Source organism: Bartonella silvatica, assembly GCF_040545155.1.
Taxonomy (GTDB): domain Bacteria; phylum Pseudomonadota; class Alphaproteobacteria; order Rhizobiales; family Rhizobiaceae; genus Bartonella; species Bartonella silvatica.
In genome coordinates this window covers 68,549-88,448 of sequence record NZ_JBEPLI010000003.1, presented here as the reverse complement: position 1 = coordinate 88,448, position 19,900 = coordinate 68,549, and the positions used below count along the sequence as shown (strand labels likewise).

General features: G+C 36.4%; 14 protein-coding genes and 2 pseudogenes. 9 read left to right on the top strand and 7 right to left on the bottom strand.

Translation table 11 applies throughout. The features are described from left to right. Positions 1-323: 323 nt before the first annotated feature. The 3 genes from miaA (at position 324) to ABID23_RS02810 (ending at position 4,391) form a co-directional block, all read left to right on the top strand. A complete protein-coding gene (gene miaA, locus ABID23_RS02820) occupies positions 324-1,199 on the top strand; it encodes a tRNA (adenosine(37)-N6)-dimethylallyltransferase MiaA (protein ID WP_354189123.1) in 876 nt (291 codons plus the stop codon). Between the two features lie 269 nt (positions 1,200-1,468). Continuing rightward, positions 1,469-3,268 (top strand): acetolactate synthase 3 large subunit, encoded by a 1,800-nt coding sequence (locus ABID23_RS02815; protein WP_354189121.1) that lies wholly within the window; start codon positions 1,469-1,471, stop codon positions 3,266-3,268. A 778-nt stretch (positions 3,269-4,046) separates the two neighbouring features. Next, positions 4,047-4,391 (top strand): hypothetical protein, encoded by a 345-nt coding sequence (locus ABID23_RS02810; RefSeq protein WP_354189119.1) that lies wholly within the window; start codon positions 4,047-4,049, stop codon positions 4,389-4,391. Between the two features lie 473 nt (positions 4,392-4,864). Here ABID23_RS02810 and ABID23_RS02805 read toward each other — a convergent pair whose 3' ends face one another. The 5 genes and pseudogenes from ABID23_RS02805 to ABID23_RS02785 form a co-directional block, all read right to left on the bottom strand. Further along, positions 4,865-5,782 (bottom strand): MFS transporter, encoded by a 918-nt coding sequence (locus ABID23_RS02805; RefSeq protein WP_354189204.1) that lies wholly within the window; start codon positions 5,780-5,782, stop codon positions 4,865-4,867. A 297-nt stretch (positions 5,783-6,079) separates the two neighbouring features. Beyond that, positions 6,080-6,340, bottom strand: a complete 261-nt coding sequence (locus tag ABID23_RS02800; protein ID WP_354189201.1) for an NAD(P)-dependent oxidoreductase — start codon at positions 6,338-6,340, stop codon at positions 6,080-6,082. 92 nt (positions 6,341-6,432) lie between these two features. Next, positions 6,433-6,882 carry a Rossmann-fold NAD(P)-binding domain-containing protein gene (locus ABID23_RS02795; RefSeq protein ID WP_354189117.1) on the bottom strand — a complete coding sequence of 150 codons (450 nt, stop codon included), beginning with the start codon at positions 6,880-6,882 and terminating at the stop codon, positions 6,433-6,435. 129 nt (positions 6,883-7,011) lie between these two features. After that, positions 7,012-7,470: pseudogene (locus ABID23_RS02790) on the bottom strand (tyrosine-type recombinase/integrase); the annotation flags it as partial. A 229-nt stretch (positions 7,471-7,699) separates the two neighbouring features. Then, positions 7,700-8,119 carry a hypothetical protein gene (locus tag ABID23_RS02785; protein ID WP_354189115.1) on the bottom strand — a complete coding sequence of 140 codons (420 nt, stop codon included), beginning with the start codon at positions 8,117-8,119 and terminating at the stop codon, positions 7,700-7,702. Between the two features lie 798 nt (positions 8,120-8,917). On the opposite strand from ABID23_RS02785, the gene ABID23_RS02780 reads away from it, so the two are divergent. From ABID23_RS02780 to ABID23_RS02770, 3 genes are read left to right on the top strand one after another with little or no spacing between them, the layout of a single operon-like run. After that, a complete protein-coding gene (locus ABID23_RS02780; RefSeq protein ID WP_354189113.1) occupies positions 8,918-9,982 on the top strand; it encodes an NAD(P)H-dependent flavin oxidoreductase in 1,065 nt (354 codons plus the stop codon). 25 nt (positions 9,983-10,007) lie between these two features. Further along, entirely contained in the window at positions 10,008-11,177 is a 1,170-nt protein-coding gene (locus ABID23_RS02775; protein ID WP_354189111.1) for a YbfB/YjiJ family MFS transporter, read from the top strand. Beyond that, positions 11,149-12,984, top strand: coding sequence for an FAD/NAD(P)-binding protein (locus ABID23_RS02770; RefSeq protein ID WP_354189109.1), 1,836 nt, complete (start codon positions 11,149-11,151; stop codon positions 12,982-12,984). Before ABID23_RS02775 ends, ABID23_RS02770 begins: the two co-directional genes overlap by 29 nt. Before the next feature lie 490 nt (positions 12,985-13,474). Here the strand turns inward: ABID23_RS02770 and ABID23_RS02765 are convergent. Then, positions 13,475-13,794: pseudogene (locus ABID23_RS02765) on the bottom strand (integrase); the annotation flags it as partial. 44 nt (positions 13,795-13,838) lie between these two features. Here ABID23_RS02765 and ABID23_RS02760 point away from each other — a divergent pair. The 3 genes from ABID23_RS02760 (at position 13,839) to ilvC (ending at position 17,711) form a co-directional block, all read left to right on the top strand. Next, positions 13,839-14,960 (top strand): ATP-dependent DNA helicase, encoded by a 1,122-nt coding sequence (locus tag ABID23_RS02760; protein ID WP_354189107.1) that lies wholly within the window; start codon positions 13,839-13,841, stop codon positions 14,958-14,960. Between the two features lie 78 nt (positions 14,961-15,038). Continuing rightward, a complete protein-coding gene (locus ABID23_RS02755; RefSeq protein WP_354189105.1) occupies positions 15,039-15,773 on the top strand; it encodes a pyridoxine 5'-phosphate synthase in 735 nt (244 codons plus the stop codon). Positions 15,774-16,691: 918 nt separating this feature from the next. Beyond that, complete coding sequence (gene ilvC, locus ABID23_RS02750; protein ID WP_354189103.1) at positions 16,692-17,711, top strand: ketol-acid reductoisomerase; 1,020 nt, start codon at positions 16,692-16,694, stop codon at positions 17,709-17,711. An 82-nt stretch (positions 17,712-17,793) separates the two neighbouring features. Here the strand turns inward: ilvC and ABID23_RS02745 are convergent, their stop codons facing one another. Beyond that, the gene (locus ABID23_RS02745) at positions 17,794-19,218 is read right to left on the bottom strand and encodes an amino acid permease (RefSeq protein ID WP_354189101.1); all 1,425 of its coding nucleotides are present in this window, start codon (positions 19,216-19,218) and stop codon (positions 17,794-17,796) included. Between the last annotated feature and the right edge of the window lie 682 nt (positions 19,219-19,900).

Here is a 19,900-nt window from a genome sequence, read left to right as displayed (position 1 = left end):
TCTTTTGCGATGTAGGTTAAGCTGAAGATTATTTTATATATGGTGATGAAAAAATACGTTTGTTTAAGATGTTCTCATTTGAAAGAGTTTTTACGGTTATGTTTTGTTATTGAATAATAAATAGCAGGAATAAATAAAATTCTTTTGTTATTTTTATATTCGTTTTTATTTATCAAAGGAAGCAAGTGTTTTCTTTTTGTTTATTACAGAGGTTTTATTTGAAGGGTCTACTCTATGGTAAGGTAGAGGAAATATAAGTCCTTCGAGGTAAGCTATGTATGTTGCAATGGGATGTTGACTGATGGGTATAGGAAGCTCGATTGATGACACACAGGACGATTACATTAATCGCGGGTCCAACAGCAAGTGGAAAGTCCAAGCTTGCTGTGCAAATGGCTCAAAAAAAAGATGCTATCATCATTAATACAGATTCAATGCAGGTTTATGATGTTTTAAACATTTTGACGGCTCGACCAACAGAAACTGACACTGCGATTGTTCCACACTATCTTTATGGTTACGTGAGTCCTTCTTTGAATTATTCTGTGGGACAATGGTCACGTGATGTTGAAAACATTTTAAATATATTTACGACAAAGTCACTTATTTTTGTTGGTGGAACGGGACTTTATTTTCGTGCTCTTTTAGAAGGCATGGTGGAAATTCCTTCTATTCCTGATGATGTGCGGGAAAGATGGCGAGGTCGGCTTGATACAGAGGGGGTTGAGAGTCTTTATCGTCAGTTGTCGCAGATTGATACTGTTTTTGCTGAAAAAATTTCTTCTCAAGATGGACAACGTATCGTCCGTGCTTTGGAGGTTTACGAGGCAACGGGTAAGAAGCTAAGTTGGTGGCATGAGCAAAAAACAACGCCTTTAATTACTTCAAATTGTTTAGAAAAAATCCTTCTTATTCCACCACGTCAACAGCTTTATAAACGCATTCATAAGCGGTTAGACTCTATGGTTGAAAAGGGAGCTTTAGAAGAGGTGGTTATGATGAAAAAGTTGAAGCTTTCACCTTTATTACCAGCGGTGAAAGCGATTGGTATAGCTGAGTTTATTGCTTATTTGAATGGACACATCGGTTTTGAGCATGCTCTTGAAAAGGTGAAAATGCAAACAAGAAGGTATGCAAAAAGACAAATGACGTGGTTCCGTCATCAATTTGATGCTGAGTGGAAACTCATTTCTGAATAAGGATCTGAGAAAATTTGGAACAGTTTAAGGAAAGTGAAGATACTATAAATGGAAAGTTTTCAGCAAGACATTTTTTTATTGACGCATAATATTAATAGAATTAAAGCTTATTTTGAAGAGATATTCTTCTATATGGTCTTATGTTAGAACAAGGGGGGGCGTGCAGTGTATACTCTTTGCATGTAGTGTGCTCCTTCGGGGGCTTTTTTTATAGGCTCCTTTAAGGAGCTTTTTTTGTGCCATAAACATAAAATAGGCGAGTAGGAAAAATGATACATCATCCAAAAATACAAGAGAGCATGAACGAAAAAGTGATGTCGGGAGCTGAGATGGTGGTTCAAGCTCTTAGGGACCAAGGCGTTACACACATTTTCGGTTATCCTGGTGGCGCCGTCCTTCCTATTTTTGATGTTCTCTATCAACAAGATGAGATACAGCATATTTTGGTACGTCATGAACAAGCGGCAGGGCATGCCGCTGAAGGTTATGCTAGGAGTACAGGAAAGGTGGGCGTTATGCTTGTGACTTCTGGACCTGGGGCAACAAACGCTGTGACACCTTTGCAAGATGCACTCATGGATTCTATTCCTCTTGTTTGTTTCTCTGGTCAGGTGCCGACAACTGTGATTGGAACAAATGCTTTTCAAGAGGCTGATACCGTCAGTATTACAAAGTCTTGTACGAAATATAATTGTTTGGTTAAAGATGTAAATGAACTTGCGACAATCATTCATGAAGCTTTCTCTATTGCTAGATCAGGACGTCCAGGGCCAGTTTTGATTGATATTCCTAAGGATATTCAATTTGCTTTGGGGGGGTATAGGGCACCTCAAACTTCGTCATCTATGCTTTCTTATCCACAGTTGAAAGAGAATACTGAGGCTATTGAATTTGCTGTTTCTCTTTTAGCAGAAGCAAAACGTCCTGTTATTTATTCTGGTGGTGGGGTTATTTCATCGGGGATGCAAGCTGTACAGCTTTTGCGTGATTTGGTTCAATTGGGAGATTTTCCAATTACGTCAACACTCATGGGACTTGGTGCTTATCCTGCTTCTAGCAGAAACTGGCTTGGAATGCTTGGGATGCATGGAATCTATGAAGCGAATATGGCCATGCATGATTGTGATGTTATGTTAGCTGTTGGGGCACGGTTTGATGACCGTATCACTGGGCGGCTTGATGCATTTGCACCGCATGCACGTATTATTCATATTGATATTGATCCTTCTTCTATCAATAAGATCATAAAAGTAGATGTTCCACTTGCTGGTGATGTGGCTGATATTTTAGCAAGTATCAATCGACACTTGCATATGCAAAAACCAACATTGAAGCGCGAAAGTCGTGATGCATGGTGGGCGCAAATTAATCGCTGGAAAGCACGGAACTCATTGGCATATACGGAAAAAAAAGATACTATTATGCCGCAATATGCGCTTGAACGGCTTTATGCACTTACCAAAGATATGCGTGCTTATGTTACAACGGATGTTGGACAACACCAGATGTGGGCTGCACAGTATTATCGCTTTGATGAGGCAAAACATTGGATGACTTCTGGTGGACTTGGAACTATGGGATATGGACTTCCTGCTGCTATTGGTGTTCAAATAGCACATCCTGAAGCACTTGTTTTGTGTATTTCTGGTGATGCTTCAATTCAGATGAGTATTCAAGAACTTGCGACAGCTGTTCAACATAATACACCAGTGAAAGTTTTTATTTTAAATAATCAATATATGGGTATGGTCCGCCAGTGGCAACAATTGCTGCATGGCAATCGTCTTTCTCATTCTTATACAGAATCAATGCCTGATTTTGTAAAATTGGCACAAGCTTACGGAGTTGTTGGTATTTGTTGTTCAAGGCCGGATGAACTTGATGATAAAATTCAGCAAATGATTGAGTGTAACAAGCCAGTTCTTTTCGATTGTCGTGTTGATAATTTAGAAAATTGTTTTCCTATGATTCCATCTGGTTGTGCGCATAATGATATGCTATTGCCTGATGAAGCAAATGATGAAGCCGTTGCAAATGCTATTTCTGCTGAAGGACAGATTTTAGTATAAAGTAATATGTTAACCAAATAATGAGGGATGGTGATGATGAAGTCTTCATCTCTGTCTCGTCTCTTCTTTGTGGAGAGTGTCTATTATCCTGAGAGCGCATTTTATGATTTTCATTCTTTGTTTAAAGACATGGTGTTCATTTTTTTATCCATTATGAGTTGTGAGGCTAATCACATTTGAATTTATTTGTACCCGATGTTTATTTTTTAATTCATATGTTCACATTAATAGCTATTTTGTTGTATCTTTTAGACAATCGGTTGTCTCATAAAGCAAACTATCTTTTAAATTTCTTTATAAACTATGCTTTTCGTTTATCACTTGATATTTTATTAAGGGCTCTAAAAAACATCACATGTTTCTTAACAATATCTATTTCAGTTAAAATTACTGAATATGGACTTAATGATTGAAATACCGAAAAAGTCATTTGCTATTATATGGCGTTTCATATCGATAAAGAGTGTTAAATCTGCATTTTCTCTACAGCTATCTTCTTGTGATAATATTCAATCTAATTTTCAAATTTTTTAGAAATGATAATCTCCTATCAAAATACCTTTGACGAACCAATCCGATTATATTCAGTTGCTATCACATAAATCTTAGGTATTTTTTATAAAGAATACCTAGCCATGGTAGATGCTAACAATTTAACGACTGAATCTGATAAGCAAAAAATATAGTTTATTTGTTGAAAGTTATAGCTAAAATGTGTCTATGTTTTATTTTATAGCAAGAACCTTTTTAAGTTTAATTATTTTAAGGAATTTATCTCATGAAACATATTGTTTTAGCTGTAGCTTTATTTTCTCTCTTTTCTTCGATATTATCTCCAATAACAGCTAATGCACTGCCAGTGGGGAATGGTTGGGGGCTTAGGAAAGATGCGCTAGTGAAAAAACTTGTACAACCACAGAATGTTGGATCAGCAGGGAGAGATATTCTTGGAATGTTTATTGCTCTTCAGACAAGTAACAGCTTTACAATTATGAAGAATGATTATCCTGCTTTTATGTATATACTTAATCTTTTTAGAGTGACAAATCCGAGGTTTACTTATTCGGATATTGATCCGAAGACTCGCATGGGTACTGAATGGAAATTGTGTTCTATTAGATAGTCAATAGAGATAGAGGCTCTTAAATATTATGAAGAAAACATCTCGTACTATACGAGATGCACTGCCTTAAGAAGTAATGTTTTTTGTTTTTAAAAAGCGGGTTGGTTGGATTTTTAGGGGGAAAGCTATGATAAGTGGATAACATGGTCTAGAGTCTTCCAGAGTTTGTCTCTTTCAATATTGCTCAACTCAAAAGTATTTTCATTTATCGTTATAATTTCCTTCTCAATGACATCTCCCTACTTTTTTATTAAGAAAATTGAAAAAACAATCATTAAAATTAAAATCAGCCATGTTAGTAAATAGGTATCTGTAAAATCTTGGATTAATCCAAATAATGGTGGAGCAGTAATGATTGCTATTTGGTTTACAGACATTGCTAACCCCAGAGAAAAGCCAACGCTTTCTTTTGGTGAAGAGTCTACAATATAAGCAACCCAAGGGTCATACCATCCCAATCCAAAAAAAACTAGCTAAGCAGATAAAATAGTTAAATAAATTATGGATCCACTAATGCCCAAAATTAATATTAAAAATCCAAAAACGACTGCAATCATGCAAAACAAGACAGGAAAAAATCGTCCTTTTCTACAATGATCACTCCACGTTGCTAAAATAATTCTTCCTAAGGCACCAGCAGCTTGTGAGACAAAAAATAAATAAGCACTTTTATCTAAAGATAGGTGATAGATTCTATAAAAATAAATCGTTATAAAAATGATTAAAACATATTGAACGATCACAAGTGAAACGCCTGAAAAAATAATATTCTTCATATGCGGTGCAGCCAACATCGCAAGACGAGATCTTACATTTGCATAGAACGAAGCTCTTGCCCTGCTTTCTGGAACGATAGCTACAACTTTTGCTGGTGAGTGATAAAAAATAATAAATATACATCCACCTAAAAAAGAAACTATGGCATCGACCAAAAATGCACCTTGTATGCCATATACAAGCGCACTAGCAGGAAGAACTATCCCAGCTAATGCCCCACCCCACCTAATGGTAGTCCTGCCTGCCTTATTCCCATTGCAAATCCACGCTGCGATTGTGGCAAACCATGAAGAAACAGATTTAGCACCACCAGGTTGAGCAGAACTGTAAAATCCCCCTACAATGAGCAAACAAACCAAAAGGGAAATATAGTTATCTGCGATTGCTCCCAACAAAAGAGCAACAGAAACGCCGATCGCGCCAATTCCAACAATATAGCGTTCGTTAAACTTGTCTAGTAATTCGCCCGCTACAAGTAACCCAATAATAGATAGAAACTGCGCTGCTGAAGACAGCAAACCTATCTGAGAGTCATTAAGCGAGAAATCTTGCTTAAAAAATTCAGCTAAAGGACCAATCCCTTGAACAAAGAAGCAAGCTGATACTTGAGCGATAGCGGCAACAAGTAAGACGATTCATTTATAATAATTTTTTTCTATAAATTTATTATTGCTCACTATTCCCCCTCCAATTAAAGTGGATTCCAATAAAGTAGCTTTTTCTAATATTGCAACAATAAATTGGGTGTTTTATGCTGATTACATAAAAATCTGTCAATATGATTGGAGAATTCTTATTAATATGAAAGCTAAGAGAAATGCTTAATTTAAGAGAGTAAGCTATTATGTGTCATGCAAATTTTATATGCTAGCGATATAAGATAAATTTTAAAAACATTAGTTCAGTCGGCATTAAGCACTCTTCATAAAAGACATTATATTTCGAGAACCTTTTTCAAAATAATTCTCACTGTTTGCTCCAGTCATAGAGCCCAGATGCGGTGTGCAAAGAGCTCTATCTGATTGCAATAATTTATTCTCATATACTGGCTCGTTGTCATAAACGTTCAGTGCAAAGTAAGTTGAATTTTCCAAATTTAGTATTTTTTCTATCGTCTCTTTTTCAACAGAAGTTGAACGCGCTGTGCAGAAAAAAAGAGCATGGGGTTTCATGTTCAATAGATCACTTCATTGAATGATTTCTCTGGTTTTATCACTTAAACGTAAATCTATGGATATATGTCAGGACGTGTAAAAATTTCATCTTATGAATGCGTAAAATAATAACTGAAATTTTTTACTTTTTGCGTTAAACGCTTGCTCCCATAACCCAAAATGGACATACTAAAAGCTTGAGCATATTGAGAAGCCATTTCACCAATACGCTCAACCCCAAATGTTATTTGCCATCGTCCTTTTTTCATATCAGATACAGATTTACAGAGCTTTCTATGTGCAGATATAATTAAGAGCAACACAAGTTCAGCAGTAGACGTTGGATTGCTAGCGCCACCTAATATTTCATTTTCTAGGTTTCTACAAGGTTCTATATCAATATGTGAACCTATAGGGGTTGTTTGGCAGATTAATTTTAAATTTGGCAGTTTCAGAAGAAGATGTTTATCAACGATAGTCTGCTCTCTGATTAAGATAAGAGTATCTATCTCTTTGGGCTTATCTTCTAAATTTTTAGCTAAATTATTTATAACCAGCACTTCATGCGCTTTTATTAATTTTATAATAGACTGTAATGGGTGGCTTTTTGATTCTCATATGGGATACTTAATAATAATTAAGGCAATAAGTTATATTAATAGTTAAGGACTTATTCATTATCGATTCTATTACATTTTTTTGCCTCTATCCCTCATCTTTTTGAAGCTTTTTATAGCTTCAAGAGCGAGTTTTTTTTTACGGTCTGCGCTCTTTGTGTAGAGAGATGCCATAGCGTCACTTGTTCAGCCAAAAATTGCTTTGAGTTGTGAGACTGTTGCCTCTGAATTAGCGGCACTTGTTGCTGCTAGTTTTCTCAATTCATACGCTGATTTTTTAATTCCAGCTGCCTTACAAGCTTCTCTAAAGGCATTCCCAAAACTTTCTTTGGTAAATCTTTGATTCATTTTACTATAGATCAATGTTTCTTCTCCAATAGGAACAGCTTTAAGTGTTTTTACTAATTCCGATAAAATGGGAAGAAAAACATCTGTTTGGAATTTACTTTTCTCTGTTTTGATATGAATGATGTTATTTTTTACATCATTCCAACCAATGCGAACAGCATCACCATGACGCAAGCTCGTGTAATAGCAGGCTGTGTTATGGTGGCTGGGCGTGGTGCCATATCTGTTCTCCTTACATTGAGATGCAATTCACCCGTTTCGTGAATCACGCATTTGTTAAAAATGGTTGTTTTTTTGTGTTAAGATTTTGTCTTTACAGGTTGCGCAGTCCGATCAATGAGAATGCATTTTATGTATGCGCAATGATCAGAATAAAGCGTTATTAAAAAAAGTTCATCTGAATTTAGTAATGTCATTTCAAATGCAGTGCACGCAAACGGTTAAATTCGTATGAATATGAAAATCCTAAGAAGTTATTTGATATTATTGTGTTAAAATTGTTTCCACCTAAAAAGTTATGCATTATGTCTTTAGAAATTATGGTATCTACATAGGGCTCATTTTTATATCCAGAGATAGTGATATAAAGTTCATCTAGATTGCGAGTATTTCTGGCAACCAACCAAGCACATAGAGTAGGCTTAATTTCATATTTATACATGATGTATTGCCTCTCACTTGTTGTGAGATGACTGTTACCACAGAACTTCTGAAGCTCTGTAAATTTTTGGTCACCATAAACTTTAGCATTTCCAGCTACCCAGCAATTATTCTTATAAGATAAGTTGCTTTCATTTTCGATATAGCCACCAAGATCACCTTCTTTACCCATAAGGAACAGCATGTTCTATAATAATCACTTCTTGGTGCAAAAGCTTCTCAGTTTATGTTTCATCAATAGTATCAGAAAAATCCTCATCAGTTTTGATAGCATAGCCATAATCAATAATAGAATGATAGCTTGTCGAAAGAATAAATGGTTTGAAAAAAGCTCCAGAATTGCTTGATAAAGTTTAGTCAGTTTTGTGTGAGATGTCTCATTTTCTAGTGTTCTGATAACTTTCAGATTCTTGCTGCCGTACTCAAAAGCTTTCTGCATACAATCAAGGTTCCACTCAAACTCCAGCTTATTTCTATACCAATAATGGCGAAAATGTTTAAACTTTATCGGTGTTAGCACACGGGTTGATTGGTTTTAGTACTATAAAGTTTTGCAGGCTAAGATGACATACAAAATACCGTTTACAGAACTCAAGGATGGAGTGATCTTTACAGTGACTTGGTGCTCTTTGTTTTTCTTGAAATTATAATACTTTCATCAAAAAAACTGCTCATAGTTTTCCACCTACTGTTCTGAACAAATAAGATATATCACGACAAACCTAATGAAGTAGATTTAAGGTTATAGAAAAACTGTATATATCATAATTTATCATGATAATGGATTGTTGCAATCGTACATTTTTTTATATATATCGCCGCTGGATATGAAAATGAACGAAGCTTTAATTTTCTTGCTACTAAGCGGTGTGGAGCGAGAGTAGGTGGTGTTTTTATTCGTACTTCCCATCTATAGTCTCAAAAGCATTATAGGTGATGAATTTCCAAACCATCAATTTTGAGGGCTATTGTGTTAGCTACATTACCTAAAAATATACGCTCTTTAATAATACAAGCGCCTATGGCTGGTGTATCGACGCCTGAGATGGCGGCTGCCGTATCTAATTCTGGTGCGGTTGGTTCGGTAGCTATTGGCGGATTGGGGCCGGATGAAGCAGTTTTGTTAATTCAAAAAACGAAATCACTAACTGATCGTCCGTTTAATATTAATCTTTTCTGTCATGATCCTTTTTTGCGTGTGGATAAAGCAAAAGATTCTCATTGGCGAACTAAGTTAAACGATCATTTTTTAGGCGGGGAAACGATTCTAAATACTCCTCTTAAGAATATATACGCCTCTATTAAAAATAATAAGGCTTTAGCTATCGCTGTCGCTGCACAAGCTCCTGATATTATTAGTTTTCATTTTGGTGTCCCTGATGATGATGTCATTGATATCTTTCGACAGACCGGTGCCAAACTTATGGCTACTGCAACTTGTCTTGAGGAGGGGAAAGAAATTGCAGCCAAGGGGTTGGATGCAATAATCGCTCAAGGCTTTGAGGCAGGAGGACACAGAGGACAATTTAATCTTTCACAATTCGATGAGAAGTTGTCAACGCACGTTTTGACTCGGCTTTTGGCCCAGCACTTGTCACTTCCTATAATTGCTGCGGGCGGTATAATGACTGGGGCTGATATAGCGAGCGTTATGCTCTTGGGTGCTCAAGGAGTACAATTAGGGAGTGCCTTTATAGGTTGTAGCGAAAGCGGTGCAAGTCATTGTCATAAAAATCTTTTGAAGTCTGGTAAAACCATACCAACTGTTTTGACGCGAGCTATTTCTGGGCGACCAGCGCGGTCAATAGTGACGCCGTTTGTTCAATGGGCGATGAGTATTACTGATAAGGATATTCCGGAGTATCCTTACAGTTATGATGCCTTCAAGCAGCTGCAAAAAAATATGCTCTTGCGAGGAGATATTGATATAGGCCCTTTTTGGGTGGGGCAAAGTGCTTTCTTGGCGCGTTTTATTCCAGCAGCACAAATTATCGCAGAGTTAGAAAAAGAGTATGCTCATTATACACAGGGCTAATAAAAAATGAATCTAAAAAGCTAATATGACAATGAATAAAACGGTCAAGTACGTATTGAGTGGATTTGCGGCATCCTTGGTTGGCATAGGTTTATCACGCTTTGCTTATACGCCCGCAACACCTTATCTTATAAGCCAAGGTTGGCTTGATGAAAATCATATTTTTTGGGTAGGTTCTGCAAATTTTTTAGGTTACTTCATTGGTGCTTTTTCATCGCCTTATATTTTACGCCTCACTTCTCCAAGATATGTATTGAGATTAGCATTCTTCATGAGCGGTCTGTCTTTCTTATGCTGTTGTTATCCATATGGAAGCTTGTGGTTCATGATATGGCGTTTTATTGTAGGCTTGTCGGGCGGGGTCTTAACAGCTGTGGCTGCTCCGACTTTGTTATCGGCTATAGATCCCAAAAAACGTGCTCGTTCTGGTGGCATAATGTTTTCAGGAGTGGGGCTAGGCTTGCTAATGTCTGCTTTGTTTACACCTATGATAGCAAGTATTAAAGTATATTATTATTGGGGGACACTTTTTTTAATCACTTTTATATTTTTTATAATAACCTATCGGTTTATACCCAACACGAATTTTGACCATATTAAAAAGTCGTATAAGTCTAAGCGAATAGATTATTTCATATATCTAACATATGGCATCAACGCTGCAGCGTTGATGCCATATATATTGTTTCTTGTGAATTTTGTTTTGCTTCGCACAATACCATCAACCTATTTTGCTTCTATCATTTGGCTAGTTTATGCCTTTAGTGCGTTTTTAGGAGCCATAATATTGGGCATAGCAGCCAAGAAAACATCGTATCGCTCAGTGATCTTTTTGATGAATTTTGTGCAATTATTTGCCTCGTTTCTATTTCTATTGTTCCCTGATTTGAAGATCGCGTTGTTACTATCGGCTCTTATTATGGGGGCTGCTACCCCTGGCATTGTGCCCTTATATCTTGGTTTAATAGGAGAGTTATCCTCATCTGATCCACAAATTCAACAGATTATCTGGAGCAGAGCGGTGTCAGTCTTCGCCTTATCACAAGTAATAGCTGCGTATATGTTTACTTGGCTTTTTTATATAATAGAGGATTATATCCTAATATTCTCTATTTCGTCATTTCTTCTTTTTATTCTATGTGTGTGGTTTATACAGGAAGGACACTATGGCTACAAACAGAAAAAAAACCATTAATTGTGCTATCATCGGTTTTGGGGCGCGTGGCATTAGTTTTTATGAGAGGATAAATGCCTATGCTCGTCGTTATATAAGTAGTGTGCATATAAATCTGACAATATTTGATCCCAATGAACATGGTTGTGGATCTCATTCACCAAGACAAGCGGATTATCTATTAGTCAATACAGTTGCATCGCAAATGACTATGTTCTTAGATAAAACTTGTGAAGTTTCTGGGCCATATACCAAAGGACCATCATTTGCTCAATGGGCTAAAGATGCAGGTATCCGTAAAATAGGTTCTAACTTCTATCATATGGCTGAAGATTCAGATGTTGGAGCACCTATAGATGATAATGACTATCTGTCACGTGCTGAATTAGGGAACTATTTACAATTCGTTGTAGATCTATTGACAGCAAACAGACCGCGTAATGTAGATGTGTCCATTATCAGATCTCATGTGATTGATATTAAGCCATTATCAGAGCGTGAATTTATTGTTGTGGTAGATGGAGATTATAAGCAGTCCTTTGAATTTATATTTATGACTACGGGGCATGGTACTAATGTACTCACAGAAAATGAGCAACAAAAAATAGATTTTGTTTCTTCAAATAAGCATAAAAACCCTAACTTGGGATTTATAAGATCTCCTTATCCTTTATCCATGATAGAAAGTGTTAGCCCTGACGCTCGAGTGCTGGTGCAGGGTATGGGGCTAACGGCGCATGATGTTATAGCCGAGCTAACTGTTGGAAGAGGAGGCCGATATAAAGAAAACAGAGGCCGCTTGGAATATATACCATCGGGGCGAGAGCCCGTCATCAGTCTCTTCTCAAGACAAGGACTTCCATTTTCTTCTAGAGCCATAAATGAGAAAGGGGTCTCTGAGGCTTATACAGCTGAATTCTTTACATTAGATTACTTCAAATCTCTGCGACAGGAAAAAAAGAAATTTGATTTTTTTGAAGATGTTCTTCCAGTCTTGAAAAAGGAAATGTTGAGGGCATACTATCATGCTGTGGGGAAGACAGCGCGCATTGACTATGAAGATTTTAGGAAAATTGACGAAATATTATATCCCTTGCAAGGCGTTATATTCAAAAATGCTGTTGATTATAAACGCTATATCTATGAATTTTTGGAAAATGATCTCAAAAATGCTTACGCAGGAAATATTTCTGGCAGTGTCAAAGCAGCAGCGGATGTCTTGAGAGATGTGCGTGATACCATGCGCTATTGTGTTGAATGGGGTGGTTTGACACCAGAGTCGCACGCTCGTTTTGTAAGCGAGTTTGTCCCTATTATGAATCGTATAGCTGTCGGTCCGCCTTTAGTGCGGAACAGGCAGTTACTTGCTTTAATCGATAGTGGTTTACTTCGCATAGATCTTGGTCCCGCACCTATTTTAGAAATTGACGAGAAAAATTCTGTTTTCCGTATTGTTGGTAATTTCTTAGAAGAAATAACGACTCAGGTCGCAGATGTTGTTATCCAAGCCAGGATAGATCCATTTGATATAAATCTTGAGTGCTCACCATTAATCAGAAACCTCTTTAATAAGGGTTTTCTTACAGAATATGTAAATGGAGACTATCATACTGGTGGTTTGAACATTGATAGAAATTATAACATTATTGATCTCAATGGAGGTGTAAGAAAAAATGTGTGGTCTTTGGGCAATCCGGTTGAAGGTCCTTGTTTTTTTACCTTTGTTTTGCCACGGCCAGGTGTGAACTCTCGCTTTTTATTGGATTCGGATAAATGTATCCAGCAGATGTTTAATGAAATAGAAGTGAATTATGTCACATCTCAGTAAATTTAGTCCCTCAAAAAGCGTTTAGAGGGTTAAGTAAACATTTAAGCATGGTAGGATATTCGGCAGCGTGTTTTGGGTAACTCTTATGTTGATGATCGGTGAAAAGAAGTGATTTGTCGATAAATTTAAGAAACTGTTACAAGAACGGGTAACTGTTTGTGTGTGAGGATATCCCGATTGAGACGAAAAAGATAGAAGTTTCGCTTCCATATTCATAAACATGAATATGGGAGCGATTCTTGAAGTGAAACCACATGTGAGAAGCATACTGAACGTTGGTTAAACTAAAGGAAACTACGTGAGGTTAATATTCAGCTAATGAATTAATTTTATTCGCTTGCTTGTGTACCACAAGGGGTGGTGTATGGAGACACTAGAGAAGAGAGGTGGAAAAATGCCTCTCATAAATCACCGTAGGGTTGTCGCAACATTGTAAGTCTCACTCTTAATTTGAATAGAGTGCACACCATTACTAAGCATTTCTACTTTATCCTGTTCCAGGAAAAAAGAAATCATTGCGAGAGAGTAAATACGCTTGTTTTAAAATTTCTCATTCTTCTATTAATAAGGGGATACGAAATTCTTTTATTGTATCACGCTTTCCTTTCATATTCTCAGCAGGAATAGTCCAGATATCTCTATCAACTTGATTTTTATGAATATGACGTAAAGGGGTGTGTGACTCCCTGTAAGAATAAGTAAACGCAAAGCCAGTTGTATTAGAGTTGTTTTTTGACAAAGTATTTTATAAAAAGCCGGCACATCTCTCCAACTCATAGCTGGTAAGCGTTGTTTTTTATGACGTTGTTTTCAAAATGCTTGCTCTTTTTATGCGAATCTTATTTTGGTAAACTATGCAGTTTTCACGGGAACAGGATAGTGCATTGAAGGCTGTTGCTGCGTGGTTGAAGGAGGGGCGTTCTCCAATTTTTCGTCTCTTTGGCTATGCAGGAACAGGGAAGACGACGCTTGCACGCTACTTTGCAGAAACAGTTGATGGTTCTGTTCAGTTTGCTGCGTTTACCGGTAAGGCCGCACAGGTTTTACGTTCTAAAGGTGCAAGTAATGCTTGCACTATTCATTCACTCATTTATTGTCCACGTGGAGAAGAAGAGGTTTCTGATGAAATCACAGGAAAAAAGTCTATTGCACCGACATTTACACTTAATCGGAGAAGTGCTGCTGCTCATGCTAAACTGATCATTGTTGATGAGTGTTCGATGGTGGATGAACAATTGGCGCGTGACTTAATGAGTTTTCAAACACCAATTCTTGTTCTTGGTGATCCAGGTCAATTGCCTCCCATATCAGGAGGTGGATTTTTTTCCAATGGTGCACCGGATTTTCTTCTTTCAGAAATTCATCGCCAAGCACGTGATAATCCGATTGTTCGGTTGGCTATGGATGTGCGCGAAGGGCGCGATATTGCTTATGGTGATTACGGAAAAGCGTGCGTTATTACACGCAAAGAAGTGGGTCAGCAGTTGGTTTTGGATTCTGATCAGGTGCTGGTAGGAATTAACCGAACACGCCATCTTTATAATAAACGTTTGCGTGCGTTAAAAGGGTTTACAGCAGAGTATCCACAAGCGGGAGATAAGCTTGTATGTTTGCGCAATGATCCTGCTAAAGGCTTACTAAATGGGTCCTTATGGAAAGTAATGACTTCACATAAGGAGACTGTTAAACCAGGTATTAGTCTTCTTGTAAAACCAGAAGAGAGCGAACGTGGAGTGGCCAAGATTAAGCTTTTAAAGGCGGTGTTTGAAAATCCTGATAATGAAATTTCATGGGCATTAAAAAAAAGATATGATGACTTTGATTATGGATACGCACTCACTGTTCATAAAGCACAAGGATCTCAATGGGACAATGTGGTTTTGTTTGATGAAAGTTTTGCATTTCGTGATATGTATGCCCGTTGGCTTTATACAGGAATTACGCGTGCGGCAGAGCGTTTAACAATTGTTCGATAGGAAAACTTTATTCTCTAGGATTAGAATGGCAAATTTATTTCTTTAGCATTAGTATTATATATGAAAATGGGAGCGCATATGGCAGTAAAACTTTCGGTTAATCTTAATGCTGTTGCTGTTTTGCGCAATCGGCGTAATCTTCCGTGGCCCAATATTAAGAATATTGGGCACATAGCTCTTAAAGCTGGCGCTTCTGGTTTGACAGTTCATCCACGACCGGATGAAAGGCATATTCGTTTTGCTGATTTGCCAGATATACATTGTTTAATTAACAATACATTTCCTAAGGCTGAATTTAATATTGAGGGTTATCCAAGCAATTCATTTTTAGATATAGCAGAAAAATATGCTGATCAGATTACTCTTGTTCCTGATGAGCCTACTCAGTCTACTTCTGATCATGGTTGGGATTTCGCGCGTCATGAAAAATTTTTAGTTTCTATTATTCAGCGCTTAAAAGCAAAAAAAATTCGTGTATCGTTATTCGCTGACCCTGTTGTTGATGGTCTTGAGATTGCTAAGGCAATGGGTGCTGATCGTGTGGAGTTCTATACTGGACCTTATGGTGGTGCGTTGGAGGATAAAACAAAACAGGATCAAGAGCTCAATAAACTTGTTTTAGCAGCAAGAAAAGCAAAAGAGCTACAGCTGGGGGTTAATGCAGGGCATGATTTGACAGTTACGAATCTTCCTGCTCTTATCAGTTCTATTCCTTGGATTGATGAAGTATCCATTGGTCATGGGCTTATTGCTGATGCATTAGAATATGGAATGCGTGAAACTGTTCAGCGTTTTATCCGGTTATTGGGGTAGTTCTTTTTCTTTGTGTAATTTGAAAAATACATTATTACGGAATTCTATTTGCTCTATCTCAAAAAAACAATTTTATCTGTATTAGAGCAAATAACATTGGCGCACGATATGAATTATGGAGTATCACATTCCACTTGAAAAATAGCAGTTTTTTATGAGATGAGCTTTTCGAGAGGAAGTGTGGAGATAAAGTTTTATAGTTTTTGAAGTCTCCTAAAAAGTGGAAAGAGAACCTGATACTTCATTAGTCGTATAAGGCTTTTTGTAGTTTTAGAAATTTTTTGAAGAAAAATTTTTAAATTTTGAGTGATCAGAGAGGATGAAGAGGTCATACTAAAAAATACAAGAATTTTATGATTTTTAGATAGCGGTGGGTCGGAGAATTTTAAAATAGGTGAATATTTGGTCAGGTTGCACTATATAGATTTTTCTCTAATCCTTTTATGGTGAGTTTTTTCCGTAAATACGAGATATTGCATATAACAGGGCTATTGAAGTTAAAAGGTGAACAAACAATGTTTTCGCCATGAGAAAGAAAGAGTCATTTTTTGCACTCATGTATAAAAACGTTTCTTTTTGTTTGTAATTTTTCTTGCTATCTATTTTAATTTGCTCCATGTTAAAAAATATATGGTGCACCTTAATTTTAATATACAATGCTCTATTACAAAGAAAAATAATAAATATCGTAGTTAAGATATTTGTTATTTAAGGGTATTATTTTTTAAGAAGCAAATTAATTATATTTTTGATGTGAGTATATTTTGAAAGAGTTTTGTGGCTATATTTATGTATTTATAGTATAAATTATATTATTACTACAATAAATAATTTTATTACTTGCGGTATATTTGTAAAGTAAGTGATTTTATATTTTTTAGGGAATAATCTTAAATATATAGAGAAGGGAGTATTCTTATGCGTGTTTATTATGATCGTGATGCAAATGTTGATTTGATTAAAGAGAAAAAAATAGCCATTATCGGTTATGGTTCACAAGGACGTGCGCATGCTTTAAATTTGAAAGATTCCGGTGCTCAAAGTTTGCAGATTGCTTTGCGTCCAGGGTCGGCAACAGCCAAAAAAGCTAAGGCGGACGGTTTTGAGGTGATAAGTGTTGCTGAAGCAGCTAAGTGGGCAGATTTCATTATGATGGCAACACCAGATGAATTGCAAGCTGATATTTATAAAGAGCATATTCATGATCATTTACGTGATGGTGCTGCAATTGCTTTTGCGCATGGTTTGAGTATTCACTTCGGCTTAATTGAACCTAAAAAAACAGTTGATGTTGTGATGATTGCTCCTAAAGGTCCAGGGCATATTGTGCGTCATGAATACCAACGTGGCTGTGGTGTTCCTTGCTTGATTGCGATTGCACAAGATTTTTCAGGGAATGCTCATGATATAACCTTGTCTTATGCATGTGGTCTTGGTGGTGGACGTGCTGGGGTGATTGAAACAACATTTAAAGAAGAGTGTGAAACCGATCTTTTTGGTGAGCAAGCTGTTCTTTGTGGAGGGCTTGTTGAGCTTATTCGAGCAGGCTATGAAACATTAACAGAAGCAGGTTATGCACCTGAAATGGCTTATTTTGAATGTTTACATGAGGTGAAATTGATTGTTGACCTCATGTATGAAGGTGGTATTGCAAATGTGAATTACTCTATTTCAAATACAGCAGAATGGGGTGAATATTTGTCTGGTCCACGCGTGATTACAGATGAAACAAGGGCGGAAATGAGACGTATTCTGAAGGATATTCAAACAGGTAAATTTACATCAAATTGGATTAAAGAATACAAAGGTGGTGCTGCTCATTTTAAAACGATGCGACGTTTAAATGATAGCCATCCTATTGAAGAGGTTGGTAAAAAACTTCGCTCTATGATGCCTTGGATAAAGTCCAATGCTTTGGTTGATAAAGAACGTAATTGAAGTTTATATGAGACACTCCATAAAAAGTTTTGTGTTTTATATGTAAAAAGGGTAACTTACGTTACCCTTTTTTATATGTTTTTTATGTATCTGCTTTATTTTCAGATTTTTGAGTCTGAAAGTTCTTTCTTCCAAAAAGAATGTACATAATTGCTAAAAATACAAACCATGCTGGAGTATATTTTAAAGCTATTGCAGTGTCGGGTTGTCGTGACAATAAATAAATAATAAACGCAAAAAATATTAAAATAGCCCAACACATAAGAACCCCTCCTGGCATTTTATAAGAGGACACAGCATGCTGGAGAGGACGCTTATGACGATAGACAATATAGCTGATCAAAATTATAGACCATATAAATATAAATAAAATAGAAGCGATTGTGGTCACAATTGTAAAAGCACCTATGACATTATTTTGGGGCGAGGGTAAAATCGCATAACCTAATAAGATACATAAACAAGAAAGAAGGAGTGCGTTGGCTGGAACGTGGTTACTAGACAGTTTTCCTAAAAATTTAGGAGCTCCTTTTTGTGTTGCCAAACCATATACCATGCGGCTGGTGGAAAAAATTCCACTATTTGCTGCAGATGCAGCAGCTGTAAGAACCACAAAGTTCATTAAACCAGCAGCAATTGGAATACCAACAAGTGCATACATTTTTACAAATGGGCTTTTTTCTGGACTAATTTGATCCCAAGGAGTGACAGACATAATCACAATAAGGGAAAAGATATAAAAGAATACAATACGAACTGGTATTGAGTTAACGGCTTTTGGCAAGGTTACTTGAGGTTCTTTTACTTCAGCTGCAGCTGTGCCAGCGAGTTCGATACCAACAAAAGCAAAAATAACAATTTGAAATCCAGCAAAAAAACCTTCTGCTCCTTGTGGGAAAAGGTTTCCATTATTCCATACATGGGTAAGGGAGGCAACTGTGCCATTGGGTGAGATAAAACCGGTGATGATCATATATCCTCCCATAGCGATTAATGTTAAAATTGCTACGATTTTAACAAGACCAAACCAGAACTCAAGTTCTCCAAATAATTTAACAGCGACAAGATTTAATATTAAAAAGAACATAAGACCGACTAGCGCGGGAATCCACGTATTGAGTTCTGGCCACCAAAACTGCGTATAATTGACAATAGCAATAATTTCTGCGGTTCCGGTTACAATCCAACATAACCAGTATGTCCAACCAACAAAAAATCCAACACTTGGTCCCAGCAGATCAGTTGAGAAATCAATAAAAGAGCGATATTGTGTATTAGAAAGCAATAACTCTCCCATAGAACGCATTACAAAATATAGAGAACAACCAATAATAGCGTAAACCAGCAGAATTGAAGGCCCCGCAACACTGATTGTTTTTCCTGATCCCATAAAAAGACCTGTCCCAATAGCTCCACCAAGAGCTATGAGCTGTACATGGCGATTATCTAGTCCTCGTTGTAATTTTTTCTTCTTTTTAGGACTTTTTTTTGAATTTTGTTTATTCATTTTTGGAACGTTCCCCTCAGTTGTTTAAGATAAAATTACACTAAAAAAGGTAATCTCTTATATCGAAACATGATATGATTGAGGTGTAAAGGGAAAAAATATTTTTTATGCGTTCATATGAACGAGAATAAGGTGCGTGAAATTGATGAAAAGGGACTATTATTATTTCAAAAATAATGTAATAAAAATTTGATGTAGCATTTTAATATTTTAATTATGGATGTTGTGTTTGATAAGAGAGTACATAATGATGAGATAAACTTTCTTAGCTACCAATCTATTATAAAGGAGTTATATTTTTTCCGTATAGCAAGAGTGATCATTGTTTTGAATATTATAAGAAGGATTCTTATAAAAAAGATAAAGTTATTATTTTATTTCAAGAAAAAATTCTTCGTGGTAAAAAAATGAATGTTTTTTTCACGGAAAGTTGTCGTTATAGATTTGAATAAAGATAAAGAATTAAGCTCTAATCCTCATTAAAAAAGATATTATCAATTTAAGTGTACAGGTTCTGTTACTTTGCATAGAGTATGACTAATCAGTATAACTTTTTATTATAAATAAAAATTTAATAAAAATTATATACGTTTTTATTTTACTATAGATTATATTTCAAACTTATGGAAAATGGAGTTATATCTATAATATTTTTCTTCTGCAGAGGAGGGGCATTAAAGAT

Excerpts from the sequence above, each read along its gene's own strand:
- miaA (WP_354189123.1), top strand. The coding sequence starts at position 324 with ATGACACACAGGACGATTACATTAATCGCGGGTCCAACAGCAAGTGGA.
- ABID23_RS02815 (WP_354189121.1), top strand. The coding sequence starts at position 1,469 with ATGATACATCATCCAAAAATACAAGAGAGCATGAACGAAAAAGTGATG.
- ABID23_RS02810 (WP_354189119.1), top strand. The coding sequence starts at position 4,047 with ATGAAACATATTGTTTTAGCTGTAGCTTTATTTTCTCTCTTTTCTTCG.
- ABID23_RS02800 (WP_354189201.1), bottom strand. The coding sequence starts at position 6,340 with ATGAAACCCCATGCTCTTTTTTTCTGCACAGCGCGTTCAACTTCTGTT.
- ABID23_RS02785 (WP_354189115.1), bottom strand. The coding sequence starts at position 8,119 with ATGGGTAAAGAAGGTGATCTTGGTGGCTATATCGAAAATGAAAGCAAC.
- ABID23_RS02775 (WP_354189111.1), top strand. The coding sequence starts at position 10,008 with ATGACAATGAATAAAACGGTCAAGTACGTATTGAGTGGATTTGCGGCA.
- ABID23_RS02770 (WP_354189109.1), top strand. The coding sequence starts at position 11,149 with ATGGCTACAAACAGAAAAAAAACCATTAATTGTGCTATCATCGGTTTT.
- ABID23_RS02760 (WP_354189107.1), top strand. The coding sequence starts at position 13,839 with ATGCAGTTTTCACGGGAACAGGATAGTGCATTGAAGGCTGTTGCTGCG.
- ABID23_RS02755 (WP_354189105.1), top strand. The coding sequence starts at position 15,039 with ATGGCAGTAAAACTTTCGGTTAATCTTAATGCTGTTGCTGTTTTGCGC.
- ilvC (WP_354189103.1), top strand. The coding sequence starts at position 16,692 with ATGCGTGTTTATTATGATCGTGATGCAAATGTTGATTTGATTAAAGAG.
- ABID23_RS02745 (WP_354189101.1), bottom strand. The coding sequence starts at position 19,218 with ATGAATAAACAAAATTCAAAAAAAAGTCCTAAAAAGAAGAAAAAATTA.